This window comes from Pseudomonas sp. E141 (genome assembly GCF_052659885.1).
On the sequence record NZ_CP084024.1, the window covers coordinates 541,226 to 565,065 of the forward strand.

Annotated in this window: 21 protein-coding genes; 12 read left to right on the forward strand and 9 right to left on the reverse strand. The window is 60.6% G+C overall.

Annotation, left to right across the window (positions count from 1 at the left end; translation table 11 throughout):
• Positions 1-26: 26 nt before the first annotated feature.
• The gene (locus GKKCFE_RS02325; RefSeq protein ID WP_139051198.1) at positions 27-3,875 is read right to left on the reverse strand and encodes a bifunctional diguanylate cyclase/phosphodiesterase; all 3,849 of its coding nucleotides are present in this window, start codon (positions 3,873-3,875) and stop codon (positions 27-29) included.
• Positions 3,876-4,145: 270 nt separating this feature from the next.
• On the opposite strand from GKKCFE_RS02325, the gene ettA reads away from it, so the two are divergent.
• Positions 4,146-5,810 (forward strand): energy-dependent translational throttle protein EttA, encoded by a 1,665-nt coding sequence (ettA, locus tag GKKCFE_RS02330; RefSeq protein ID WP_047230152.1) that lies wholly within the window; start codon positions 4,146-4,148, stop codon positions 5,808-5,810.
• A gap of 242 nt (positions 5,811-6,052) precedes the next feature.
• Here the strand turns inward: ettA and GKKCFE_RS02335 are convergent, their stop codons facing one another.
• The 4 genes from GKKCFE_RS02335 to GKKCFE_RS02350 all read right to left on the reverse strand — a co-directional run bounded on the left by GKKCFE_RS02335 (position 6,053) and on the right by GKKCFE_RS02350 (position 9,518).
• The gene (locus GKKCFE_RS02335) at positions 6,053-6,544 is read right to left on the reverse strand and encodes a GreA/GreB family elongation factor (protein WP_445577447.1); all 492 of its coding nucleotides are present in this window, start codon (positions 6,542-6,544) and stop codon (positions 6,053-6,055) included.
• Positions 6,545-6,614: 70 nt separating this feature from the next.
• Positions 6,615-6,968 carry a hypothetical protein gene (locus GKKCFE_RS02340; RefSeq protein ID WP_047230154.1) on the reverse strand — a complete coding sequence of 118 codons (354 nt, stop codon included), beginning with the start codon at positions 6,966-6,968 and terminating at the stop codon, positions 6,615-6,617.
• Positions 6,969-7,086: 118 nt separating this feature from the next.
• Complete coding sequence (locus GKKCFE_RS02345; RefSeq protein ID WP_445577448.1) at positions 7,087-8,940, reverse strand: Lnb N-terminal periplasmic domain-containing protein; 1,854 nt, start codon at positions 8,938-8,940, stop codon at positions 7,087-7,089.
• A gap of 89 nt (positions 8,941-9,029) precedes the next feature.
• The gene (locus GKKCFE_RS02350) at positions 9,030-9,518 is read right to left on the reverse strand and encodes a DUF3015 domain-containing protein (RefSeq protein WP_047230156.1); all 489 of its coding nucleotides are present in this window, start codon (positions 9,516-9,518) and stop codon (positions 9,030-9,032) included.
• Between the two features lie 272 nt (positions 9,519-9,790).
• Here GKKCFE_RS02350 and GKKCFE_RS02355 point away from each other — a divergent pair, with 272 nt between their 5' ends.
• From GKKCFE_RS02355 to GKKCFE_RS02370, 4 genes are all read left to right on the forward strand, one after another.
• Positions 9,791-12,229, forward strand: a complete 2,439-nt coding sequence (locus GKKCFE_RS02355; RefSeq protein WP_047230157.1) for a Lon protease family protein — start codon at positions 9,791-9,793, stop codon at positions 12,227-12,229.
• Positions 12,230-12,575: 346 nt separating this feature from the next.
• Complete coding sequence (locus GKKCFE_RS02360) at positions 12,576-12,917, forward strand: PA4575 family protein (protein ID WP_047230158.1); 342 nt, start codon at positions 12,576-12,578, stop codon at positions 12,915-12,917.
• A gap of 132 nt (positions 12,918-13,049) precedes the next feature.
• Positions 13,050-13,538, forward strand: coding sequence for a TIGR00645 family protein (locus GKKCFE_RS02365; protein ID WP_047230159.1), 489 nt, complete (start codon positions 13,050-13,052; stop codon positions 13,536-13,538).
• A gap of 205 nt (positions 13,539-13,743) precedes the next feature.
• Positions 13,744-14,361 (forward strand): FKBP-type peptidyl-prolyl cis-trans isomerase, encoded by a 618-nt coding sequence (locus GKKCFE_RS02370; protein WP_025215564.1) that lies wholly within the window; start codon positions 13,744-13,746, stop codon positions 14,359-14,361.
• A 127-nt stretch (positions 14,362-14,488) separates the two neighbouring features.
• On the opposite strand, the gene GKKCFE_RS02375 is transcribed toward GKKCFE_RS02370, so the two are convergent.
• The 3 genes from GKKCFE_RS02375 to GKKCFE_RS02385 form a co-directional block, all read right to left on the reverse strand.
• Positions 14,489-14,746, reverse strand: a complete 258-nt coding sequence (locus GKKCFE_RS02375) for a PA4570 family protein (protein ID WP_047230160.1) — start codon at positions 14,744-14,746, stop codon at positions 14,489-14,491.
• A 202-nt stretch (positions 14,747-14,948) separates the two neighbouring features.
• A complete protein-coding gene (locus GKKCFE_RS02380; RefSeq protein WP_076386396.1) occupies positions 14,949-15,290 on the reverse strand; it encodes a zinc ribbon domain-containing protein YjdM in 342 nt (113 codons plus the stop codon).
• A gap of 127 nt (positions 15,291-15,417) precedes the next feature.
• The gene (locus GKKCFE_RS02385; protein ID WP_047230162.1) at positions 15,418-16,386 is read right to left on the reverse strand and encodes a polyprenyl synthetase family protein; all 969 of its coding nucleotides are present in this window, start codon (positions 16,384-16,386) and stop codon (positions 15,418-15,420) included.
• 239 nt (positions 16,387-16,625) lie between these two features.
• Between GKKCFE_RS02385 and rplU the strand changes: the two genes are divergently transcribed.
• From rplU to GKKCFE_RS02410, 5 genes are all read left to right on the forward strand, one after another.
• Complete coding sequence (gene rplU / locus GKKCFE_RS02390; RefSeq protein ID WP_003176051.1) at positions 16,626-16,940, forward strand: 50S ribosomal protein L21; 315 nt, start codon at positions 16,626-16,628, stop codon at positions 16,938-16,940.
• 35 nt (positions 16,941-16,975) lie between these two features.
• A complete protein-coding gene (rpmA, locus tag GKKCFE_RS02395; RefSeq protein ID WP_003205738.1) occupies positions 16,976-17,233 on the forward strand; it encodes a 50S ribosomal protein L27 in 258 nt (85 codons plus the stop codon).
• A gap of 190 nt (positions 17,234-17,423) precedes the next feature.
• Positions 17,424-18,647: an Obg family GTPase CgtA gene (cgtA, locus tag GKKCFE_RS02400; RefSeq protein ID WP_047230163.1), complete on the forward strand. Its 1,224-nt coding sequence runs from the start codon at positions 17,424-17,426 to the stop codon at positions 18,645-18,647.
• A 278-nt stretch (positions 18,648-18,925) separates the two neighbouring features.
• The gene (gene proB, locus GKKCFE_RS02405) at positions 18,926-20,044 is read left to right on the forward strand and encodes a glutamate 5-kinase (protein ID WP_445578023.1); all 1,119 of its coding nucleotides are present in this window, start codon (positions 18,926-18,928) and stop codon (positions 20,042-20,044) included.
• Between the two features lie 9 nt (positions 20,045-20,053).
• On the forward strand, positions 20,054-20,518 hold the full coding sequence (locus GKKCFE_RS02410) for a CreA family protein (protein WP_076386392.1): 465 nt from the start codon (positions 20,054-20,056) through the stop codon (positions 20,516-20,518).
• Positions 20,519-20,700: 182 nt separating this feature from the next.
• On the opposite strand, the gene rpsT is transcribed toward GKKCFE_RS02410, so the two are convergent.
• Positions 20,701-20,979, reverse strand: a complete 279-nt coding sequence (rpsT, locus tag GKKCFE_RS02415; protein WP_003185593.1) for a 30S ribosomal protein S20 — start codon at positions 20,977-20,979, stop codon at positions 20,701-20,703.
• A 254-nt stretch (positions 20,980-21,233) separates the two neighbouring features.
• Here rpsT and murJ point away from each other — a divergent pair, with 254 nt between their 5' ends.
• Both murJ and ribF read left to right on the forward strand, forming a co-directional pair.
• Positions 21,234-22,772 (forward strand): murein biosynthesis integral membrane protein MurJ, encoded by a 1,539-nt coding sequence (gene murJ, locus GKKCFE_RS02420; RefSeq protein WP_076386390.1) that lies wholly within the window; start codon positions 21,234-21,236, stop codon positions 22,770-22,772.
• Between the two features lie 129 nt (positions 22,773-22,901).
• A complete protein-coding gene (gene ribF, locus GKKCFE_RS02425) occupies positions 22,902-23,840 on the forward strand; it encodes a bifunctional riboflavin kinase/FAD synthetase (protein WP_047230167.1) in 939 nt (312 codons plus the stop codon).

Sequence of the window (23,840 nt, forward strand, 5' to 3'; positions counted from 1 at the left end):
GAGGCCCGCCCGGCCAGCACAAGCTTTCAGTCGAGCATGAACAGCGCATCATTGCTGAACTGCGCCTCAAACCGGTTGGCCGGCATCGGCCGGCCGAACAGGTAGCCCTGGACTTCATCGCAGCCGTGCTCGCGCAGAAAGTCCAGTTGCTCGTGGGTTTCGACCCCTTCGGCAATCACCGCCAGGTTGAGGCTGTGGGCCATGGCGATGATCGCCCGGGCGATCTGGGCGTCCTGTTCGCCGGATGGCAGGCCATCGACAAAGGTGCGGTCGATTTTCAACACGTCGATGGGGAATTGCTTGAGGTAGTTGAGGGACGAATAACCGGTGCCGAAGTCATCCACGGCGATGCTCAGGCCCAGGTTTTTCAGCCCGGCCAGGATCTGCATCGCCTCGCTGACTTCACGCATCAGGATGCTTTCGGTCAGTTCCAGTTCCAGACAGGCCGGCGGCAGGCCGGTGCTACGCAGGATGTTGGCGATGCGCGTACCGAGCTGGCCATCGGAGAACTGCCGGGCCGAAATGTTGACCGAGACTTTCGGCACCCGGACCTTGGCCTGGTGCCAGGTCTTGAGCTGCCGAGAGGCTTCGCTGATCACCCAGTCACCGACGTCCACCACTAACCCGAGCTCTTCGAGTACCGGGATGAAGTCCCCTGGCGGCACCAGCCCGCGTCGTGGATGGCGCCAGCGCAGCAAGGCCTCGGCGCCGGTCAGGCGTTTGCCGTCGCCGCTGAACTGTGGCTGGTAATACAGCACGAACTCGTTCTGCTCCAGGGCGTGGCGCAGGTCGCTTTCCAGCTCCAGTCGTTCCAGGGCGCTGGCGTTCATGTCGGCCTGGTAGAACTGGAAGTTGTTCTTGCCGCGCTCCTTGGCGTGATACATGGCCGTGTCGGCGTTCTTCATCAGCTGACTCAGCTCGTTGCCGTCCTGAGGGCTCAGGGCGATACCGATACTGGCGGTGACGAAGAACTCCCGACCTTCCAGTACGAACGGTCGGACCAGGCTGGCGAGGATCTGCTCGGCCACGTTGATCGCCCGGTTGAGCGCCATTTCGCGGCTGGAACGCGGTTGCAGCAGCAGGGTGAATTCGTCGCCGCCCATGCGCGCCACGGTGTCGTCGTCGGCCACGCAGCCGAGCAGCCGCGTGGCCATTTCCTTGAGCATCCGGTCGCCGGCGGCGTGACCCAGAGAGTCGTTGATCGGCTTGAAGCGGTCCAGGTCGAGGAACATCAGCACGACCCAGTTTTTCTGGCGCTCGGCCGATTGCAGCGCGGTGTGCAGGCGATCCTGAAACAGCGTGCGGTTGGGCAGGTGGGTCAACGCGTCGTAGTAGGCCAGGCGATGGATGCGCTGTTCGCTGGCCTTGCGTTCGCTGATGTCGCTGAAGAAGCACACGTAGCTGGCCAGGTCGCCTTCATCGTCCAGCACCGCCGTGATGCCGACCCAGGCCGGATAGTGCTCGCCATTGCGGCGCTTGAGCCAGACCTCGCCTTCCCACGTGCTGTGTTGCTGCAACTGCTTGAGCACGTAGCGCAGGTGGGCTTCCTGCTGCTCGTCCACGGTCAGCATGTTGGGCAACTGGTCCAGCACCTGCGACACCGCATACCCGCTGACGCGGCTGAAGGCTTCGTTGGCCTGGACAATGTAACCGGCCGGGTCGGTGATCAGGATCGCCGAGGTCGAATGCTCGAATACCGTGGCGGCCATGCGCAGGTCTTTTTCGGCGCGTCGTTGCTGGCTGATATCGCGGCCCACGCCCAGCACGCCTTCGAACGCGCCGTGCTCATCCCACACCAGTACCAGCCGCAGCTCGATGGGGATCTTGCGCCCGTCGGCGCGCAGGCAGTCGAACAGAAACAGCTGGGTCTGCATCTGGTTGCGCAACTCGGCCAGTTGCTCAGGCTTGTCGAGGGCTTTGCTGACCCGATCCATCAAGGTGTAGATGCCGGTCAGTTGTTGCGGGTTGGCGATGGTTGATTGCCAGCCGTTCTGGAATATCCAGTCAGCGCTGTAGCCCAGCACTGCTTGCACCGAGGGGCTGACGTAGTTGAGCGAAAGCTTGCTGTTGGTGGAGAAAATCACGTCGCTGATGCTTTCGGCGAGCATCCGGTAGCGTTGTTCGCTGTCGCGCAGCGATTCGCTGGCTTCGATCTGTTCGGTGATGTCCTTGGCTACGCCGATGATCCGTGTCACCTGATCGTGCCGGTCCCGGGCCAGGGCTTGTTCGCGAATATCGAAGCGCCGCCATTTGCCATTGCGATGGCGAAAGCGCAGCTGGCATTGCAGCAGTTGCGCATACCCGGCCTGGCGTTGTGCCTGGCGCAAGTTGTGGTAGTGATCGGCGTCTTCGCTGTGCAACAGGATCTCCCAGAAGTATTCGCCCATCTGGTGCAGTTCGGTGCGGTCGTACCCCAGGGTCTGTCCCAGGTGATGGTTGCTGAAGATCATCCGCTGGCTGATCACGTCTTGCACATAGAGATGGTCCGGTACGGTGCGCACCACGTCGGACCAGAAGCCTTCGCGTTCGAGCAGCGACAGTTCGATCAGCTTGCGGCTGGTAATGTCGCTGATGCTCAGGATGACGGCGTTGTAGTCCTGTTGTTTTTCCGGCAGACGCAGCACCAGCCATAGGTGCTGATCACGGCCATGAGCGTCCTGCAGCTTGATTTCCAGCTCCAACTGCTTGTGCTGGTCGAGCAGCGCTTCGAGCAGCTTCGAACCCACCGGGTTGTTGTCCTGGGCAGCATTGCCGACCAGCAGTTGCCAGGCCCGTTCGCAGGAATTGACGTTGAGCAGCTTCAACGCCATCTGATTGACCTCGGTGACGTGAACTTCCTGCTGCAGTTGTTCAAGCTGGTGAGGGACTGCCAACCAGGCGCGCAACTGGTCGCCGTTGCGCAGGCCGGTCCTTTCAAAAAACGCCTTGAGGCTCGACAGGTCAAGCACGCAGAGCGCGACGCCGGTGCCTTCGAAAATATCCTGGTAGCGTCGGCGGCCCTCGTGCAACTGACGCTGGCGGCGGCGCATGCTCAAGAGCGCGATCACCGGCAGCATTGAAAACGCCAGGCCTAGCAGGCATTTGCCGATGAAGGCCGGCAGCAATTGCTCCAGCACCTGGCGCCGGTCGAACAGTCCACGCAACTGCCAGTCGCTGCTGCTCAGGGGCACGGTCAGCACGGTGTTGCTCAGATCATCCGGGGACAGCCGGGTAGGGCTGGCCGAGGGCAGGCTTTCGTCCCGGCTGATGATTTGCTGGTTGAGGCGGTTTTCCACCAGCCACAGTGGGCGCATGCCTGTATCGGCCTGCTTGGTCAGGGTCGAAAAGAAGGTTGGGGTCAGGCGCAGCGCCCAATAGCTGCGGCTGCTGCCGCTGGCCTGGTGCAACAACAGATGCACCACGGAGCCGTCGTCGGCATTGCTGAAATAGTGCGCCTGGGCCCGACTGCGCCGTACCAGCTCTGCCAGGTAATCGGCATCGTGGCTGGCAGGATCACTGTCGCTGAGCACCCGGCCGGAAGGGCTCAGCAACGCCAGGCTGCGTAGCTCGGGCAACGATTGCTGGAGTTTGCGCAACAGGGCCTGCTGTTCGTCGGCGCTCTGCGGTTGTTCGACGATCGGTAGCAGGTTGAGGGCGATCTGCGCATTCAAGGCCATGTTCAGGCTGACTTGCGCGGCCAGGTCGGCGGTGTAATCGATGGTGTACTGGCGCTGTTGCTGCTGGGTTTCGCGCAATTGATCAAGCAACTGCCAGAAGAGCAACCCAAGCAGCAAGAGCACCAGTGTGGCCAGCGCGCCCTTCAATGTCCCGCGCAGGGGCGAGCCGCTCGCAGCAGTCGGTGCGCGTGGGGACAGGGTCGGCGTGACGTTGGACAAGCTGTAATCCTGCAGTTTGCTGGACTGGCGCGACGTGCACTATAAGCCGGACGCCCAAAGGGCGGCTAGCATGCCTTGACTTGTGGCAAAGTGCCAGCCCCTGGCGGCTGGACCTTGACCGATGGTTGAGGTAGCTTTGCCGGTCAAACAAGAGCGCGCAAGCTCCGATCCCCAGGCTTTATCTGCCCGCCGGCATTGATGACCGTCAAGCGCCGGCGCCGCGCATGGCCTGGCTCGTTCTTTTCACCTGTCACTGACGCTAGGTTCACCATGGCTCAATACGTCTTCACCATGCATCGGCTGAGCAAAGTTGTTCCGCCGAAGCGGGAAATCCTGAAAAACATTTCACTGTCGTTCTTCCCCGGGGCCAAGATCGGCGTACTGGGCCTCAACGGTTCGGGTAAGTCCACGCTGCTGAAAATCATGGCCGGTGTCGACAACGAGTTCGACGGTGAAGCCCGTCCGATGCCCGACTTGAACATCGGTTACCTGCCTCAAGAGCCTCAGCTGGATCCGACCAAGACCGTACGGGAAGTGGTCGAGGAGGCGGTCAGCGTGATCAAGGATGCCCAGGCGCGCCTGGACGAGGTCTACGCGGCCTACGCCGAACCGGATGCCGACTTCGACAAGCTGGCCGCCGAACAGGCCAAGCTCGAAGCGATCCTGCAGGCCAGCGATGGCCATAACCTGGATCGCCAGCTGGAAGTCGCCGCCGATGCGCTGCGCCTGCCGGCCTGGGATGCCAAGGTTGAACACCTGTCCGGTGGTGAAAAGCGTCGTGTGGCTCTGTGCCGCCTGCTGCTGTCGGCGCCGGACATGCTGTTGCTCGACGAGCCGACCAACCACCTGGACGCCGATTCCGTCGCCTGGCTCGAACACTTCCTGCACGATTTCCCGGGCACTGTGGTCGCGATCACGCACGACCGTTACTTCCTGGACAACGTCGCCGGCTGGATCCTGGAACTGGACCGCGGCGCGGGTATTCCTTACGAAGGCAACTACTCGGGCTGGCTCGAAGCCAAGTCCGATCGTCTGGCCCAGGAATCCAAGCAGCAGTCGGCCCATGAAAAAGCCATGAAGGAAGAACTGGAGTGGGTGCGCAAAGGCGCCAAGGCCCGCCAGTCCAAATCCAAGGCACGTCTGCAACGCTTCGAGGAAATGCAGTCCCAGGAATTCCAGAAGCGCAGTGAAACCAACGAGATCTACATCCCGGCCGGTCCGCGCCTGGGCGACAAGGTCATCGAATTCAAGAACGTCACCAAGGGCTACGGCGACCGCGTGCTGATCGACAACCTGTCGTTCGCCATGCCCAAAGGCGCCATTGTCGGTGTGATCGGTGGTAACGGTGCGGGTAAATCCACACTGTTCCGCATGCTGATGGGCAAGGAAACACCGGATTCGGGCACCATCGAAATCGGCGAAACCGTGCAGCTGGCCTGTGTCGACCAGAGCCGTGAAGACCTGGACGGCAGCAAGACCGTGTTCCAGCAGATCTCCGACGGTTCCGACCAGATCCGCATCGGCAACTATGAAATTCCGTCGCGCACCTACGTGGGGCGCTTCAACTTCAAGGGCGGCGACCAGCAGAAGTTCGTCAAGGACCTGTCCGGTGGTGAACGCGGTCGCTTGCACCTGGCGTTGACCTTGAAGGAGGGCGGCAACGTCCTGCTACTCGACGAACCGTCCAACGACCTCGACGTCGAAACCCTGCGTTCCCTGGAAGAAGCCCTGCTGGACTTCCCGGGCGCAGCGATTGTGATCTCCCACGACCGGTGGTTCCTCGACCGTGTGGCGACCCACATCCTGGCGTACGAAGACGACTCGCAAGCGGTGTTCTTCGAAGGCAACTACACCGAGTATGAGGCCGATCGCAAGAAACGCCTGGGCGAAGCCGCTGCCCAGCCGCACCGCGTAAGGCACAAGAAGCTGGCCTGATTCGGCCGGCGACCGAGCGACAAACCCTGTGGGAGCGAGCCTGCTCGCGATAGCGGTGGATCAGCCAGCGTAAGTTGCCTGACCCGCCGCCATCGCGAGCAGGCTCGCTCCCACACTGGTTTGGGTCAGCCACAAGCTGCACGGTGGGGCTCGCTCCCACGCTGGTTTTGGGTCAGCCACAAGCTGCACGGTGAGGCGCGATTCCTGTGGGAGCGAGCCTGCTCGCGATGAGGCCGGCAAGATCACCCCGGTTCTATCGCCACCACTTCAATGGTCAAATCCCCCACCGGCCGTTTCCAGATCACTTCATCGGCAACTTTCGTCCCCAGCAACGCCCGCCCCAGCGGCGAGCCCCAATTGACCAGTCCGCTGGCCGCATCGGCCTGATCTTCACCCACCAACTGCACTCGCTGCTCGTGGTCATGCTCATCGACAAAGGTCACCCAATGCCCGATCCGCACCTGATCCAATGAGGTTGGCGTAACGACCTGCGCGCTTTGCAAACGCTGATTGAAATACCGCAGATCCCGTTCGATATCCGCGATTCGCTGCTTGTCCGCCAGTTCTCCCCTGGCCACCTGCTGGCTGTGCAGCGCCTGCAGCTCAGCGACCCGGGCCTGTAATTGGGCGAGTCCGGCGGGCGTGACGTAATTGGGTTGCGCGCTGACCTGGCGTTCGACCGGCTGATCGGCCTGGGCAGCGGCGTTGTCCTCATTGACGAAGGCGCGACTCATGATGTTCTCCTCTATTGGAGTTTGGGCCATGGTCGCAGGCTTTTGGTTTCAGCGGATGTCTGTACGCGACTCACTGTGAGCGATAAGCCCGGGCTGCGTCCTGGTCCTTCTGCTGCTGCCAGGCCCGTTCTCGCTCGTCCCAATGGCGTTCGCGGTAAGCGTTACGCTCCTCACTTTCGCGCATGGCCTGGCATTGACGGAAACCGTCGCTCCAGCCTTCGGCATAGGGAGCGTCCTTGAGATACCGTGGCACGTCCTTCCTGAACTGGCCGGTGATCACGCCGGCTGCCTGCCGGCCGCTGCTGCAACCGTCATCAAAGCCGTCGGCGAATGCCGGAGGGTAACCCCGGGCGATCAGGTTTTCGTGGGTGGTTTCGCAGCCACCGAGCAACATCACCACACTCAGCACCACCGCGCGCCTCATTTTTTTTGCATTCCTGCCTGATCCACTCATAAGAGAAGTTTAGAAGTGGATTCGTCAGGCCGATGTGAAAGCGCTGTGATGAATCTGTTCGCTTAGGTGAGTGCGGGGTATGCCCCGGTCAATAGTGATACCACTTCACCTCCAGCATCACTTCGTTCTCCGGTGACGCCAGATGGCTGAACTCGCGCTGGGCACTCAGGCGCAGACCGAGGTTGCGTGACAGTTCCCACTGCTGGTTCAGGCTCACGCTACGGCGCACTTCGCCGTTGATGAAATAGTCGCCTTTGGCCTCCAGGCTCAAGTTGCCCAGCGGGTTTTTCCACAGCACGCCAGTGTTGAAGCCTGCGGCCGGAGCGATGAACTGGGCGAAGTCGTTGTTGTGTTCGACCCGCACCGTGCCCAAGGCAAACCCCAGCATGTCGTCACCCAGTGCCCAGGTGCCGCCGGCTCCGCCATTGACGTGGCTGACCAGGGTTTCGTCGTCGTGCTTGCCCGGCACCCGCTCCAGGCCGCCGGTGACTTGCCAGGACAGCGGTTGCAGCAGTTCGTTGCGCGGAGTCAGGGAGCGAATGGTCGCAAGGTCCAGCTGCTGTAACTGCCAGTCATTGCCTTCGTACTGGCGCAGCTTCAGTTGCAGGATCTCGATCTGTGCGCCCAACGGGAAACTCTCGGCGTTGTCGTTGAGGTCGTGATAAGCCATGCGCAGGCCATATTCGCCGAACGCCCGGTCGCCACGAGTGCCGAGGCCAGCCTGCCAGGTGCGCGACTCGTGGCCATCCTCGGGCAGGCCCGGTTGCGGGATGTCGAGTTCCGGCGCGGGGTTCTGGTTGATCGCCCGCAATAGTTCGAAACTGCGCTGGGCGCGCTGTGGGTCGCGTTCCTGGCCGTTGGCGCGGTAGCGCTCCAGGCGATAGGCGGTGTCGATGATCAGCGCCTGGCGAGCGCGAGGCAATGCCTTGAATGCTGAAGTCTGCAGTTGTTTCTGGTCGGCGCTGACTTTCAGCACCCACTGCTGCTCGTCGTCGGTGAGTGGTTCGGCGCGGCTGAGCAGTTCCCGCTCACGGGAGGGCCGGTATTCGATGCTTTCCACCAGCCCGGCTTCTTTCACCGCCTTCACGGTGTCGGTGGGAATCGCCGTCAACGGGAACTGTTCGGTCAGCCGCAGGCTGGGACGGGCCACTTGCAGCAGTTCGAGCAGGCGATAGGAGCAGTTTTCGTCGAAGAAAAAATAGTCGAACTCAATCTGCTTGAGTTCCCACACATGCTCGACCATGCGCTCGGTTTCCACCTGGCTCAGATTGAGGCGGTATTCCCACAGGTCGCGGTTTTCCAGGCTGCGGTACTCGGAGAGCTTTTCCTGATAGGGCACCAGGGCGAACAGGCCCGGGTAACCGCCCATCAGGCCTTTCCAGGCATACAGAATGCTGTTGTCCGAGCCTTCGATGTAGGCACCGAAGTTGATCGCATAGCTGAGCAGCGCGGTCTTGTCGCTTTGCACATCGGCCTGGTCGATGCGCAGCAGGGTGTGGCCAAACATCGAAGAAGGGCTGTTCAGGTAGGCGGCCGGAAAAATCATCACCGCGCTGTGGGGCGCGACATCCTTGAACCATTGGGTGAATTCGCTGCAGTCAACCGTCGGCAGATCCGTCAGGTTGAGCTGCGCCTTCAGCCAGCGTGTTCGCGCCGGGTACACACATTGGGCGTGTTGCTGGCCAGCGCTGGCCGGGCCGTACAGCGCTTGCACCGTGGCGGCCAGTTCGTGGTCGGGATGTTCGTTGCCGTCGGGAGCGAGGAAAAACTCTTTGTCGCTGATATAGCTGCGCCAGCCACCGAGCTTGGCGGTTTCGTAGTGGCCCAGGGAAATCCAGAAACGGTCGTTGGCCAGTTGCTGCAAGCGTTGAGGGTCGACATGAGGTGCGGCGGACAACGGGGCGCACACACAGAGCGCCAGCCAGGCAAGGCGTTTGAGCATAGTTGGCTACTTGGACAGTCGAAAAATAAAGACCGGAAGGGGCCCCAAAAAGAAAACCCGCTCCCCGAGAGGAGCGAGTGGTGTCGAGCTTAAGCTGGAGTGGCGTACTTGGCCAGGCGTGGGTCGCTTTTCAGCACGGCCAGGGTGTTGGTATGCACGTCTTCTGCGGTCACATCAGCCTTGCTGAAGATCTGCTGGAAGTGCTCGTGAGTGACAGCGGAGAAATGCGCACGGTCTTCCGGTGCCACGCCCAGTACTACGGCGTAGGTGGTGAGCGCTTCGCCTTGGCCCTTGGCCATGTCTTCGGACAGCTCGTTCATCATGCCATTCATGGCCAGCCAGGACTTGCCACCGTAGGTCAGTGCCGCGTTGGTCGAGCAACCGTTGGTGCCGGATGTCATGCCGAAGGTGGCGTTGCCCGAGGTGCCGTTGGTGGTGGATGCCAGGAAGTGAGCTGGGGTGCCACGCTGACCTTCGAACAGCATGTTGCCCCAGCCGCAATCCGGACCGCCTGGCGCCTGAGCCATGGCGTTGAGGGATACAGCGGTGAAGAGAGTACCGAGAAGAATCCGTTTCATAGCTATGTTCTCTTTTATGTGCATACCAATGGACAGGGTCTGACCCTACAGGCCAGTGGGCCGGTTATTGTTCCAGCCGCGCAATTTGGAGTTTAGGCACGATCCTGGGGTTCCGTGACATTTTGCAAAAAGTAACAGCAGTGTCATGAATTTACGGGCTCGGGCTCAGGGGATGCCCCTGGACTATGCTTTGGCCTGAGGCGCTTCTTGCCAGTCAGGTGCAGGCAGCGCCAGAATGCCGCTATCTGCCCCGCCTGATGTAAGGAAGCCCGATGCCTGATCCTGTTGCTGCCAGCTTGCGTCTAGCGCCCGAAGCGCTGACCCGCCCGTTTTCCGCTGAACAGTTCAGCTTCTCTACCACCAATGATCTGGAACCCTTCCGCGGTGTGCTTGGCCAGGAGCGTGCGGTCGAAGCATTGCAGTTCGGCGTGGCCATGCCGCGCCCCGGTTACAACGTATTTGTCATGGGAGAGCCCGGCACTGGCCGGTTTTCGTTCGTAAAGCGTTATCTCAAGGCCGAAGGCAAGCGTATGCAGACCCCGGCGGACTGGGTCTACGTCAATAATTTCGATGAGCCCCGCGAACCCCGTGCCCTGGAGCTACCATCGGGTACGGCGGGGGCTTTCATCGCCGACATCAACGGCCTGATCGACAACCTGCTGGCGACTTTCCCGGCGGTGTTCGAGCATCCGTCCTATCAACAGAAAAAAAGCGCCATCGACCGTGCTTTCAACCAGCGCTACGACCGTGCCCTGGATGTCATCGAGCGCCTGGCGCTGGAGAAGGATGTCGCCCTGTACCGCGACAGCAGTAACATCGCCTTCACGCCGATGAGCGAGGGTAAGGCCCTGGACGAAGCGGAATTCGCCCAGTTGCCGGAGTCCGAGCGCGAGCGTTTTCATGACGACATCTCGGGCCTGGAAGAACGCCTGAACGAAGAGCTCGCCAGCCTGCCGCAGTGGAAGCGCGAGTCCAGCAACCAGTTGCGTCAACTTAACGAAGAAACCATCACCCTGGCCCTGCAACCGTTGCTGGCGCCGCTGTCGGAAAAGTACGCAGAGAACGCCGCGGTCTGCGGTTACTTGCAAGCCATGCAGGTCTACTTGCTCAAAACGGTGGTCGAGCAGTTGGTGGACGACAGCAAGACCGACGCCATTGCCCGCAAGCTCCTGGAGGAGCAATACGCCCCGAGCCTGATGGTAGGGCACCCAACCAGCGGTGGCGCGCCGGTGGTGTTTGAACCGCACCCGACCTACGACAACCTGTTTGGGCGCATTGAATACAGCACTGACCAGGGCGCGCTCTACACCACCTATCGACAACTGCGCCCGGGGGCGTTGCACCGGGCCAACGGTGGTTTCCTGATCCTTGAAGCAGAAAAAATGCTTGGCGAGCCGTTCGTGTGGGATGCACTAAAACGTGCCCTGCAATCGCGCAAACTGAAAATGGAGTCGCCACTGGGGGAGCTGGGGCGTCTGGCCACGGTCACCCTGACCCCGCAGCACATTCCACTGCAAGTCAAAGTGGTGATCATCGGCGCCCGCCAGCTCTACTACGCCTTGCAGGACCTGGATTCGGACTTCCAGGAAATGTTTCGCGTGCTGGTGGATTTCGACGAAGACATTCCGATGGGGGATGAAAGCCTGGAGCAGTTCGCCCAGTTGCTCAAGACCCGTACTTCGGAGGAGGGCATGGCCCCGTTGACCGCCGATGCGGTGGCGCGCCTGGCCACCTACAGTGCGCGCCTGGCCGAACATCAGGGGCGTTTGTCGGCGCGGATTGGCGATCTGTTCCAGCTGGTCAGCGAGGCGGATTTCATTCGTCAGTTGGCCGGTGACGAGATGACCGATGCCGGTCACATCGAACGCGCCCTCAAGGCCAAGGCCACCCGCACCGGGCGCGTCTCGGCGCGGATCCTCGACGACATGCTGGCGGGAATCATCCTGATCGACACCGACGGCGCGGCCGTAGGCAAGTGCAACGGCTTGACGGTGCTGGAGGTGGGGGATTCGGCGTTCGGCGTGCCGGCGCGGATTTCCGCCACGGTCTACCCCGGCGGCAGCGGCATCGTCGACATTGAGCGAGAGGTCAACCTCGGCCAGCCGATCCACTCCAAGGGCGTGATGATCCTCACCGGTTACCTGGGCAGCCGGTACGCCCAGGAGTTTCCTCTGGCGATCTCGGCCAGCATCGCCCTGGAGCAATCCTACGGCTACGTGGACGGCGACAGCGCGTCCCTGGGGGAAGCGTGTACGCTGATTTCTGCCTTGTCGAAGACGCCGCTCAAGCAGTGTTTCGCTATCACCGGCTCGATCAACCAGTTCGGTGAAGTGCAGGCGGTGGGCGGGGTCAACGAGAAGATCGAAGGCTTCTTCCGCCTCTGCGAAGCCCGTGGGCTGACCGGCGAGCAGGGGGCGATCATCCCCCAGGCCAACGTCGCCACCCTGATGCTCGACGAGAAGGTGCTCGCCGCCGTGCGCGCCGGGCAGTTCCACGTTTATGCGGTGCGCCAGGCCGACGAAGCCCTGAGCCTGCTGGTGGGTGAGCCTGCCGGCGAGCCGGATGAAAACGGTGAGTTCCCCGAAGGGAGCGTCAATGCCCGGGTGGTGGAACGGCTGCGGGTGATCGCGGAGATGATCAGCGAAGACGACATCAAGGAAGCGGAAAAGGAACTGGCGCAACAGGCGCTGGCGGAGGCCAAGCCGGCTTGATGCGTTCCAGGTCGGAGTAGGTCAATGTGGGAGCGAGCTTTGTGGGAGCAAAGCTTGCTCGCGATAGCGGTTTTACAGCCAACAGAGGTGTTGTCTGTGACGACGTCATCGCGAGCAAGCTTTGCTCCCACAGGCTCGCTCCCACAATTGTTTGTGGTGATGGCTAAAAAGTGCCACCACTTTGGCGTCAATATTCACACTATGACCATTCGGCGCATTCTGGTCTCGGCGGGGCTTGCGGCCGGAACTTTTCTTCTATCCTCAGTTCAAGGATAACGAGAGCCATCATCGGATCGAAACAGCCTTGTCCTGAGGCTGAATACCGGATCTATCGAGGGGCGCCGCCATGTCGCGCAACCTTTGCCTCACTCGTCAATGCCTGGGCCTTGTGACCCGTATCGAATGCGCCATCCGTCCGCTGGCGGGAGATACCGGTATGTGGACCTTGCTCTTTGCCGCCGGAATGGCTGGCGAACAACCTTCGGCCATCAAGGCCCAAGGCCCTTTTCCCGGCCCGAATGCCGCTGAGTCCATTCTCGACACCATTGTGCAAAGCCTGACAACGCATGGTTATGAGCTGGCCGACGACCCGCAGATCTGGTGCCTGCACATGCAGGCCCAATTGCGGGAAATCAATGGAGGCCGTTGTCGCAGCGTTGACGGCTTCGAGTTTCGCCCGTTGCATTGAAAGCCGTCATCGTGCGGGCGCTGGCAGTACGGTTTAGCTCCAAGGGCTGAAGTCGCGGATGGGCCTGGCGTTTATGACCCAGGTCGTGACTGATATACTCGCCGCGATTTTTCAGCCCTGGTGTGAGACTCAATGGAACGCTTTATCGAAAATGCAATGTACGCCTCCCGTTGGCTGCTGGCGCCGATCTATTTCGGGCTGTCCCTCGGCTTGCTGGCCCTGGCCCTGAAGTTCTTCCAGGAAGTCTTTCACATCATTCCCAATGTGTTTGCCATGGCCGAATCCGAGCTGATTCTGGTGCTGCTGTCGCTGATCGACATGGCGCTGGTGGGCGGCCTGTTGGTGATGGTGATGATTTCCGGCTATGAGAACTTCGTCTCGCAACTGGACATCGATTCCGACAAGGAAAAGCTCAACTGGCTCGGGACCATGGATTCGTCCTCGCTGAAAATGAAGGTTGCGGCCTCGATCGTTGCCATTTCCTCGATTCACCTGCTGCGCATCTTCATGGATGCCAAGAACGTCGATCCCGAGCACCTGATGTGGTACGTGATCATCCACATGACCTTCGTGGTTTCGGCGTTTGCCATGGGTTACCTGGATAAACTGACCAAGCACTGAGGTCCGTTCATCGCTGCGGCGCACCGCCCGTCTGTTGCAAAGCAGGCGGGCGTTGTCGTTTCTGGTGGCGGCGCTTTGATCAGGGGGCTCGTCACCCGCTGCGGCATCTGTGCTAGTCTGCTCGCCCTTTTGGTTCCGGGCGCTCCGGGAGGCGCTGTGTCAAGCACGGCAAATTCCCGAGCCGTCCGCACAGCGGAGCAGCATCATGTCCGAAGTTAACCTGTCCACCGACGAAACCCGCGTCAGCTACGGCATTGGCCGTCAGTTGGGCGACCAACTGCGCGACAACCCGCCACCGGGCGTGAGCCTGGACGCAATCCTGGCTGGCCTGACCGACGCTTTCGCCGGCAAGCCGAGCCGTGTGGGCCAGGACGAGATGTCCGCCAGCTTCAAAGTCATTCGCGAAATCATGCAGGCCGAAGCTGCCGCCAAGGCAGAAGCCGCCGCTGGCGAAGGTCGTGCATTCCTGGCTGAAAACGCCAAGCGCGAAGGCATCACCACCCTGGCCTCGGGCCTGCAATTTGAAGTGCTGACTCAGGGCGAAGGCGCCAAGCCGAGCCGTGAAGACCAGGTGCGTACCCATTACCATGGCACTCTGATCGACGGCACTGTGTTCGACAGCTCCTACGATCGTGGCCAGCCTGCCGAATTCCCGGTGGGTGGCGTGATCCCAGGCTGGACCGAAGCCTTGCAATTGATGAACGCCGGCAGCAAATGGCGTTTGTACGTGCCAAGCGAACTGGCCTACGGCGCTCAAGGCGTTGGCAGCATTCCGCCGCACAGCGTACTGGTGTTTGACGTCGAGCTGTTGGACGTTCTGTAAGGCATCAACGCTTAAGCAGGCTTTTGTGGGAGCGAGCCTGCTCGCGATGACGGTCGGTCAGTCAATATTGATGTTGAGTGTCACACCGCTATCGCGAGCAGGCTCGCTCCCACAGGGTTTGCGCGCTTCATCCATGAAACCTGCCATTGAAATCCGCCGTAGGGCGCAACGCCCGGGCGTAACAGAACAGGAACAGATTGCGCACCAGTTCCTTGAGCACCAGCGGCTCGCTGGAATTGAGGCTGTTGAGGTCCAGATCCCCCTGGTCCTGCAGTTCGTTCAGGGCTTCTTCTTCAAGCACCGCACAGACTTCCCCGGTTTCCCGATGCAGGATTCTCAGGTAAGGGTGTGGGCGGTCCAGCCAGGCATCGATCAAATAAGTCATGGTTCTCATCTCCTTGATGGGCGTTATGAGAATAATTCTTATTCGCTAAATAGCAAGACTCTATTGGTGTTCGAATTGTTTTTCTGATGGTGGGTTGCGGTGGCTCAATCGGCTTGCGCATGGCTCGGAGGCGCAAACGGGGGTTGGAGCGGGGAGGGTGAAGCACCATCCCACGCGGGGCGTGGGATGGAATACACAAGATTCAGACTTTTCTGACGAACTCGGATTTGAGCTTCATCGGGCCGATGCCGTCGATCTTGCAGTCGATGTCGTGATCGCCATCGCACAAACGGATGTTCTTGACCTTGGTGCCCACCTTGACCACCAGCGACGTGCCTTTGACCTTCAGGTCCTTGATCACGGTGATAGTGTCGCCGTCCTGCAGGACATTGCCGACCGAATCTTTCTTCACCGTCTCATCGGACGCCGTTTCAGCTTCACCACTGGCAGACCATTCGTGGGCACACTCCGGGCAGACCAGTTGAGTACCGTCTTCGTAGGTGTATTCGGAATTGCATTTCGGGCAGGGAGGCAACGTGCTCACTAAGGTTCCTTGGGTATCAGGAGGGCAAAAGGGCGCACATTATATAGGGTTTTAGGCCGCGAAGGGCAGGGCAGTGAAATACCCTTGTGGGAGCGAGCTTGCTCGCTCCCACAGGGGCTTCATGCCATCAATGGGTGCGAGCCACCGCAAACTCGCTCAGTTCCACCAGCGCATCGCGGTATTCGCTGGCCGGCAGGGCGTCGAGGCATTTGATCGCGCGGGCGACGTAGTCACGGGCCAGGTTCGCGGTGTAGTCCAGCGAGCCGGAGGCTTCAACCGCTTCCCGGATGCTCTCCAGGTCTTCGATCCCGCCTTTCTGGATCGCCTGGCGTACCAGTGCTGCCTGCTCAGGGGTGCCTTCGCGCATGGTGTAGATCAGCGGCAGGGTCGGCTTGCCTTCGGCCAGGTCGTCCCCGACGTTCTTGCCCAAAGTCTCGGCGTCGCCCTTGTAGTCCAGCAGGTCGTCCACCAACTGGAAGGCCACGCCCAGGTGATCGCCAAAGGTGCGCAACGCTTCGCTTTGCTCGGCGCTGGCGCCGGCCAGGGCGGCGGCGCTGTGGGTCGAGGCTTCGAAGAGCATCGCCGTCTTGCCGCGGATGACTTCCATATAGGTTTCTTCCGTGGTGCTGGCGTCGCGCACCTTGGACAGCTGCAGCACTTCGCCTTCGGCGATGATGCGCGTGGCCTGGGACAGGATCTTCATCACCGGCATCGAGCCCAGCTCGACCATCATTTCGAACGAGCGCGAATACAGGAAGTCGCCCACCAGCACGCTTGGGGCGTTGCCCCACATGGCGTTGGCGGTCGAGCGGCCGCGGCGCATGCCGGACATGTCGACCACGTCGTCATGCAGCAGGGTCGCGGTGTGCAGGAATTCGATGGTGGCGGCCAGCAGGCGCATGTCGTCGCCTTCGCGGCCCAAGGCCTTGCCACACAACAGCACCAACAAAGGACGCAGGCGTTTGCCCCCGGCCGAAGTAATGTAATCGCCGATTTTCGATACCAGCGGCACTCGGGAAGTCAGCTGCTTCTTGATGATGCCGTCGACGGCGCTAAAATCGTCCGCCACCGCGCGGTAGAAAGCTTGGGGTTGCATCAGCGACAGGTGCTCCAGAAGGGTTGCGCGGCATGCTAGGACCCACGCCTGGGCCTGTCAAGGCGCGATGGACGGCCTCTTGCAAGGCGCTTGCGGCTTGCGTACAATCGCGCACCCTGAACTTCCTGGGCAGCACCTGCCTTACGCAATTGCATCCGGGCCTTCCAGCCCATGCAGCCATGCCAGCCAATACCTCTTCTTATAAAGCGCTGGGTGAGCAGGATTATCGGAGAAATACCATGTCGTACGCAGTAATTGTTACTGGTGGCAAGCAATACAAGGTCGCCCCAGGTGAATACCTGAAGATCGAAAAACTGGAAATCGCTACTGGCGAATCCGTGACTTTTGATCGCGTTCTGTTGGTCGCCAATGGCGATGACGTGAATATCGGCGCTCCAGTCGTTGCTGGCGCTACCGTTGTGGCTGAAGTGATCTCCCAAGGTCGTCACGATAAAGTCCGCATCATCAAGTTCCGTCGCCGTAAGCACCACATGAAGCGTATGGGCCACCGCCAGTGGTACACCGAGATCAAAATCACCGGTATTCAGGCTTAATTTCAGCCTAATTCCTCACTAGGAGAATTGAACTCATGGCACACAAAAAAGCTGGTGGTAGTACCCGTAACGGTCGCGACTCAGAAGCCAAACGCCTTGGCGTCAAGATGTATGGCGGCCAGGCTATCAAAGCGGGCAACATCATCGTGCGTCAGCGCGGCACCCAATTCCACGCTGGCTACGGCGTAGGCATGGGTAAGGATCACACCCTCTTCGCTAAAGTCGAAGGCGTGATCAAGTTCGAAGTAAAAGGCGCCTTCGGTCGTCGTTACGTAAGCGTTATCGCAGCTTAATTGCGAGACCGCTGGAAAAGCCCTGTCTTGCGACGGGGCTTTTTCGTTTGTGGGGTGAGTCTCTTGCAAAACTGTTTGTATGGGCTGTCGGCGCTGCGGTTGGGGCGTGTCATCAGGTCGCTGCGCTCATTTTTGCAAGAGTCTTATGTCTTGTTTTTTTGGCTCGTCCGTATGGCGAGAGGCGTGTGTCATGAAGTTTGTTGATGAAGTATCGATTCGAGTAAAGGCCGGCGACGGCGGCAATGGTTGCATGAGTTTCCGTCGAGAAAAATTCATTGAGAACGGTGGTCCGAACGGTGGTGACGGCGGCGATGGCGGCTCGATCTACATGCTCGCCGACGAAAACCTCAACACCCTGGTGGACTACCGTTACACCCGTCACTTCGATGCCGAGCGTGGCTCCAACGGCGGCAGCACCGACTGCACCGGCAAAAAGGGCGAAGACCTGATCCTGCGCGTGCCGGTCGGCACCACGGTGATCGACTCCGCCACCCAGGAAGTCATTGGCGACCTGACCAAGGCTGGCCAGCGTCTGCTGGTGGCCCATGGTGGCTGGCACGGTCTGGGTAACACCCGTTTCAAGTCCAGTACCAACCGTGCGCCGCGCCAGACCACGCCAGGCAAGCCGGGCGAGCAGCGTGACCTGAAGCTGGAAATGAAAGTGCTGGCCGACGTGGGCCTGCTGGGTCTGCCGAACGCCGGCAAGAGCACCTTCATTCGCTCGGTATCGGCAGCCAAGCCGAAAGTCGCCGATTACCCGTTCACCACCCTGGTGCCGAACCTGGGCGTGGTCAGTGTCGATCGCTGGAAGAGCTTTGTGGTTGCGGACATTCCGGGGTTGATCGAAGGTGCGTCCGATGGCGCCGGCCTGGGGATTCGCTTCCTCAAGCACTTGTCCCGTACCCGGCTGTTGCTGCACCTCGTGGACATGGCGCCGCTGGATGAAACCAGTGCTGCTGATGCGGCTGAAGTCATTGTCAGCGAGCTGACCAAGTTCAGCCCGGCCCTGGCAGAGCGTGATCGCTGGTTGGTGCTGAACAAGTGCGACCAGATCCTCGAAGAAGAGCACGAGGAGCGGGTCAAGGAAATCGTCGATCGCCTGGAGTGGGAAGGTCCGGTCTACGTGATCTCGGCCATTGCCAAAGAAGGCACCGAGCGCCTGTGCCACGACATCATGCGTTACATGGAAGATCGTGCCGATCGCCTGGCCAATGACCCTGCCTACAAGGAAGAGTTGGCCGAGCTCGATCAGCGTATCGAAGACGAGGCGCGTGCTCAGTTGCAGGCGCTGGATGATCAGCGTGCCCTGCGTCGCAGCGGCGTGAAGTCGGTCCATGACATCGGTGACGACGATTGGGACGAAGAAGACGTGGATGACGAAGACGGTCCGGAAATCATCTACGTTCGCGACTGATCGTGTGCTGATGTCACTCAGTTGAAACCAGGACCTGTGGGAGCGAGCTTGCTCGCGATAGCGGTGTGACAGCCGGTATCAATATTGCTGACCCAATGCAATCGCGAGCAAGCTCGCTCCCACAGGTTTAAGTGTTTCAGTGCGGTGTTATCATCGCAACCAGCCAGTTTCCAAGGCGCCGCTCATTCGAGCGGCGTTTTGGTATCTGTAAAACGCAAATACGAATAATCTCATGGGCGGTGCTGGGTCGCGCCGTTCGCTGGCAAAGGTTGAAGATGATGCGGAGCAAGGTGACGGGTGCGCAGCGCTGGGTCGTGAAGATCGGCAGTGCATTGCTGACGGCGGATGGCAAGGGCCTGGATCGCAAGGCAATGGCGGTGTGGGTCGAGCAGATGGTGGCTTTGCATGAGGCTGGCGTCGAACTGGTCTTGGTCTCTTCGGGGGCTGTAGCCGCTGGCATGAGCCGGTTGGGCTGGACATCGCGACCCAGCGCGATGCACGAGTTGCAGGCCGCTGCCGCCATCGGTCAGATGGGGCTGGTGCAGGCCTGGGAGTCGAGCTTTGCCGAGCACGGTCGCCATACGGCGCAGATCCTGCTGACCCATGACGACCTGTCCGACCGCAAGCGCTACCTCAATGCCCGCAGTACCTTGCGGGCGCTGGTCGAGCTGAAAGTCATCCCGGTGATCAACGAAAACGACACTGTGGTCACCGACGAGATTCGTTTCGGCGACAACGACACTCTGGCCGCGTTAGTGGCGAACCTGGTGGAGGCGGACCTGCTGGTTATCCTCACGGATCGCGACGGCATGTTCGACGCCGACCCGCGCAACAATCCTGATGCCAAGCTGATCTACGAAGCCCGTGCCGATGATCCGGCGCTGGATGCGGTGGCGGGCGGTACCGGTGGTGCGCTGGGGCGTGGCGGCATGCAGACCAAGCTGCGCGCCGCCCGTCTGGCTGCTCGCTCCGGGGCTCACACTATCATTGTCGGTGGTCGGCTGGAGCGGGTGCTGGATCGCCTGAAGGCGGGCGAGCGCATCGGCACATTGTTGTCCCCTGAGCGCGGCATGCTGGCGGCGCGCAAGCAATGGCTGGCCGGGCATCTGCAAACCCGTGGCACGCTGGTGCTGGATGCGGGGGCGGTGTCGGCGCTGTCCCAGGGCAATAAAAGTCTGCTGCCGGTGGGCGTGAAGCTGGTCCAGGGCAGTTTTCGTCGCGGCGAAATGGTGGTGTGTGTGGCGTCGGATGGTCGCGAAATCGCTCGCGGCCTGGCCAACTACAGCGCGCTCGAAGCACAAAAAATCATCGGTCAATCGTCTGATGCGATTGTCGGTCTGTTGGGTTACATGGCCGAGCCAGAGCTGGTTCACCGTGACAACCTGATTCTCGTCTAAGGAAAAATCATGGGTTTGGCAAAAGGATTGATCGGCTTGCTGGTGGCATTGCCGCTGCTGGCCTCGGCCGAGGAAATTGGCCAAGTGTCGACGGTGTTCAAGTTTGTCGGGCCAAATGACCGGATCGTCGTTGAGGCCTTCGATGATCCGAAGGTGGACGGGGTGACGTGTTATCTGTCCCGGGCCAAGACCGGTGGTGTGAAGGGCGGCCTGGGCCTGGCCGAGGATCGCGCCGAGGCATCCATTGCCTGCCGCCAGGTCGGTCCCATCAGCTTCAAGGGGGAGCTCAAGGACGGCGAGGAGGTGTTCAGGGAGCGCACGTCGTTGGTATTCAAGACCATGCAGGTGGTGCGCTTCCTCGACAAGAAGCGTAATACGCTGGTGTACCTGGTCTACAGCGACCGTGTGATCGAAGGCAGTCCGCAGAATGCGGTGACGGCGATCCCGATCCTGCCGTGGGCTCGTACCCAATAACCCGACGCAAATCCCAGTGTGGGAGCGAGCCTGCTCGCGATAGCTATATAACAGTCAACTTGTATTGAGTGTTAGTCAGCTATCGCGAGCAGGCTCGCTCCCACATTTTTTTGCGGTATGTGTGGTAAATCCCAGGCAATAAAAAACCGACCCTAAGGTCGGTTTTTTAACGAGCGCGTCGCTTAGGCAGCAGCGGCAACGTTCAGGGCCTTTACGTGGCCATTCAGGCGGCTCTTATGGCGAGCAGCCTTGTTCTTGTGGATGATGCCTTTATCGGCCATACGGTCGATAACTGGCACAGCCAGAACGTAAGCAGCTTGTGCTTTTTCAGCGTCTTTTGCGTCGATGGCCTTAACTACGTTTTTGATGTAGGTACGGACCATGGAACGCAGGCTGGCGTTGTGGCTGCGACGCTTCTCAGCCTGTTTTGCACGTTTTTTGGCGGAAGGTGTGTTGGCCACCGTCGAGCTCCTCGAAAGACTTTTTAGGAAATAGCAAACAAAATAGGCCGCGAATCATGCCGATGAGTTGATGTCTTGTCAAGGGCGGGTGACGCGTTCCGCTGAATGGCAGGTACAACGCACCGGATGATTTCTTTCCGGCGTGCGACCTGTAAACTCGCGGGCTTTGGCTCTGCACTGTTTAGCGGCGCGGAGTATCGCATAAGTGGGCGCGTTGTTCGCCTGCTGTTTATCGACAGGCAAAAACTCTTTTCATGAATCTGCTCAAATCGTTGGCTGCCGTCAGCTCTATCACGATGCTTTCACGCGTCCTGGGGTTCGTTCGTGACACGCTGATCGCTCGGATATTCGGTGCCGGGATGGCCACCGACGCCTTCTTCATCGCCTTCAAGTTGCCCAATCTGTTGCGGCGAATCTTCGCCGAAGGGGCGTTTTCCCAAGCCTTCGTGCCGATCCTGGCGGAATATAAAAGCCAGAAAGGCGACGAAGCGACCCGCACGTTCATTGCCTACGTCACGGGTTTGCTGACGCTGGTGCTGGCGCTGGTTACGGTCGCCGGCATGCTCGCCGCGCCCTGGGTGATCTGGGCCACGGCACCGGGTTTTACCGATACCCCGGAAAAATTCCAGCTCACCTCGGACCTGTTGCGGGTGACCTTTCCTTATATATTGCTGATTTCCCTGTCGTCCCTGGCCGGGGCGATCCTCAATACCTGGAACCGTTTCTCGGTGCCGGCCTTCGTGCCGACCCTGCTCAACGTCAGCATGATCGTCTTTGCGGTGTTCCTGACGCCGTACTTCGACCCGCCGGTGATGGCACTTGGTTGGGCGGTGCTGGTGGGTGGCTTGGCGCAGTTGCTGTATCAGCTGCCTCACCTGAAGAAAATCGGCATGCTGGTGCTGCCGCGCCTGAATCTGCGCGACAGCGGCGTGTGGCGGGTGATGAAGCAGATGTTGCCGGCGATCCTCGGGGTTTCGGTGAGTCAGATTTCCCTGATCATCAACACCATTTTCGCTTCGTTCCTGGTGGCCGGCTCGGTGTCGTGGATGTACTACGCCGACCGCCTCATGGAGTTGCCGTCCGGCGTGTTGGGCGTGGCCTTGGGCACGATCCTGTTGCCGACCCTGGCCAAGACCTATGCCAGCCAGGACCGCCAGGAATACTCGCGCATCCTCGACTGGGGCCTGCGCCTGTGCTTCGTGCTGGTGTTGCCTTGTGCCCTGGCGCTGGGCATCCTGGCTGAGCCGTTGACCGTTTCATTGTTCCAGTACGGTCAATTCAATGCGTTCGACGCCTTGATGACTCAGCGTGCTCTGATCGCTTACTCGGTGGGCTTGCTCGGGATCATTGTGATCAAGGTGCTGGCGCCAGGCTTCTACGCCCAGCAGAACATTCGCACGCCGGTGAAAATCGCCATTTTTACCCTGGTGATGACCCAATTGTTCAACCTGTTGCTGATCGGCCCGCTGGCCCACGCTGGCCTGGCCCTGGCGATCAGTGCCGGCGCGTGCCTCAACGCTGGGCTGCTGTTTTACCAACTGCGCAAGCAGAAGATGTATCAGCCGCAGCCGGGCTGGGGCAAGTTCGGCCTCAAGCTGCTGGTGGCCGTGGGGGTGATGTCGGCGGTGCTGCTGGGGGCGATGCATTTCATGCCAGCCTGGGGCGAAGGGCAGATGCTCGAGCGTTTCCTGCGCCTGGGTGTACTGGTCGCGGCGGGTGTGGTGGCGTATTTCGGCATGCTGCTGCTGATGGGCTTTCGCCTGCGCGACTTCAACCGCAAGGGCTTGAGCTGAGGGTTTACCCTCGATAATCCCGGGCCGGGCAGTGGTTTTGTCGGCTCGATCACTTTGGGTTACGGTGTTGCCTGTCGTCGGCCGCCGGGTGTGGTTATAATCGGCCACTTTATGAGCAAGAAGCGCGTTATGCAGCTGGTTCGAGGCCTCCACAACCTGCGCCCCCAGCATCGGGGCTGTGTCGCCACTATTGGCAACTTTGACGGTGTTCACCGTGGCCACCAGGCTATCCTGGCGCGGTTGCGCGAGCGTGCCCAGGAATTGGGCGTGCCCAGTTGCGTGGTGATCTTCGAGCCGCAACCCCGGGAATTTTTCGCCCCGGACACCGCGCCGGCCCGTCTGGCCCGGCTGCGGGACAAGCTGCATCTGCTGGCCGCCGAAGGCGTCGACCGGGTCTTGTGCCTGGCCTTCAATCAGCGCCTGAGCAAGCTCAGTGCCGCCGAATTCGTCGAGACCATCCTGGTGGGCGGTCTGGACATAAAACATCTGGAAGTCGGTGATGATTTCCGTTTCGGCTGCGACCGGGCAGGGGATTTCGATTACCTGCAACAGGCCGGCAAGGCCCGGGGCTTTACCGTCGAAGCGGCGCAGACCGTGGAGATGGATGGCATGCGCGTCAGCAGTACCCAGGTCCGCAATGCCCTGGCGGCTGCCGACTTCGAATTGGCCGAGCGTTTGCTCGGCCGGCCGTACCGGATTGCCGGACGGATCCTGCACGGGCAGAAACTGGCGCGCCAACTGGGCACGCCGACGGCCAACGTGCAACTCAAGCGTCGTCGTGTACCGCTGACCGGGGTGTTCCTGGTGAGTGTCGAGATCGACGGCAAGACCTGGCCCGGTGTCGCCAATATCGGCGTCCGGCCCACGGTCCAGGGGGATGGCAAGGCCCACCTCGAAGTACATGTTCTGGATTTTGCCGGCGATCTGTATGACCGGCGTTTGACGGTGGTTTTCCACCAAAAGCTGCGTGAAGAGCAGCGTTTTGCCTCTCTGGAGGCGCTCAAGACGGCGATCCATGCAGATATCGCCGCCGCCCGTGCCCTTGTCGCAACCAGCGCCAATCGCTAA

Bases quoted from the DNA above. Each gene is read 5' to 3' on its own strand.
- ettA (WP_047230152.1), top strand. From the start codon at position 4,146: ATGGCTCAATACGTCTTCACCATGCATCGGCTGAGCAAAGTTGTTCCG.
- GKKCFE_RS02335 (WP_445577447.1), bottom strand. From the start codon at position 6,544: ATGAGTCGCGCCTTCGTCAATGAGGACAACGCCGCTGCCCAGGCCGAT.
- GKKCFE_RS02340 (WP_047230154.1), bottom strand. From the start codon at position 6,968: ATGAGGCGCGCGGTGGTGCTGAGTGTGGTGATGTTGCTCGGTGGCTGC.
- GKKCFE_RS02345 (WP_445577448.1), bottom strand. From the start codon at position 8,940: ATGCTCAAACGCCTTGCCTGGCTGGCGCTCTGTGTGTGCGCCCCGTTG.
- GKKCFE_RS02350 (WP_047230156.1), bottom strand. From the start codon at position 9,518: ATGAAACGGATTCTTCTCGGTACTCTCTTCACCGCTGTATCCCTCAAC.
- GKKCFE_RS02355 (WP_047230157.1), top strand. From the start codon at position 9,791: ATGCCTGATCCTGTTGCTGCCAGCTTGCGTCTAGCGCCCGAAGCGCTG.
- GKKCFE_RS02360 (WP_047230158.1), top strand. From the start codon at position 12,576: ATGTCGCGCAACCTTTGCCTCACTCGTCAATGCCTGGGCCTTGTGACC.
- GKKCFE_RS02365 (WP_047230159.1), top strand. From the start codon at position 13,050: ATGGAACGCTTTATCGAAAATGCAATGTACGCCTCCCGTTGGCTGCTG.
- GKKCFE_RS02370 (WP_025215564.1), top strand. From the start codon at position 13,744: ATGTCCGAAGTTAACCTGTCCACCGACGAAACCCGCGTCAGCTACGGC.
- GKKCFE_RS02375 (WP_047230160.1), bottom strand. From the start codon at position 14,746: ATGACTTATTTGATCGATGCCTGGCTGGACCGCCCACACCCTTACCTG.
- GKKCFE_RS02385 (WP_047230162.1), bottom strand. From the start codon at position 16,386: ATGCAACCCCAAGCTTTCTACCGCGCGGTGGCGGACGATTTTAGCGCC.
- rplU (WP_003176051.1), top strand. From the start codon at position 16,626: ATGTCGTACGCAGTAATTGTTACTGGTGGCAAGCAATACAAGGTCGCC.
- rpmA (WP_003205738.1), top strand. From the start codon at position 16,976: ATGGCACACAAAAAAGCTGGTGGTAGTACCCGTAACGGTCGCGACTCA.
- cgtA (WP_047230163.1), top strand. From the start codon at position 17,424: ATGAAGTTTGTTGATGAAGTATCGATTCGAGTAAAGGCCGGCGACGGC.
- proB (WP_445578023.1), top strand. From the start codon at position 18,926: ATGCGGAGCAAGGTGACGGGTGCGCAGCGCTGGGTCGTGAAGATCGGC.
- GKKCFE_RS02410 (WP_076386392.1), top strand. From the start codon at position 20,054: ATGGGTTTGGCAAAAGGATTGATCGGCTTGCTGGTGGCATTGCCGCTG.
- murJ (WP_076386390.1), top strand. From the start codon at position 21,234: ATGAATCTGCTCAAATCGTTGGCTGCCGTCAGCTCTATCACGATGCTT.
- ribF (WP_047230167.1), top strand. From the start codon at position 22,902: ATGCAGCTGGTTCGAGGCCTCCACAACCTGCGCCCCCAGCATCGGGGC.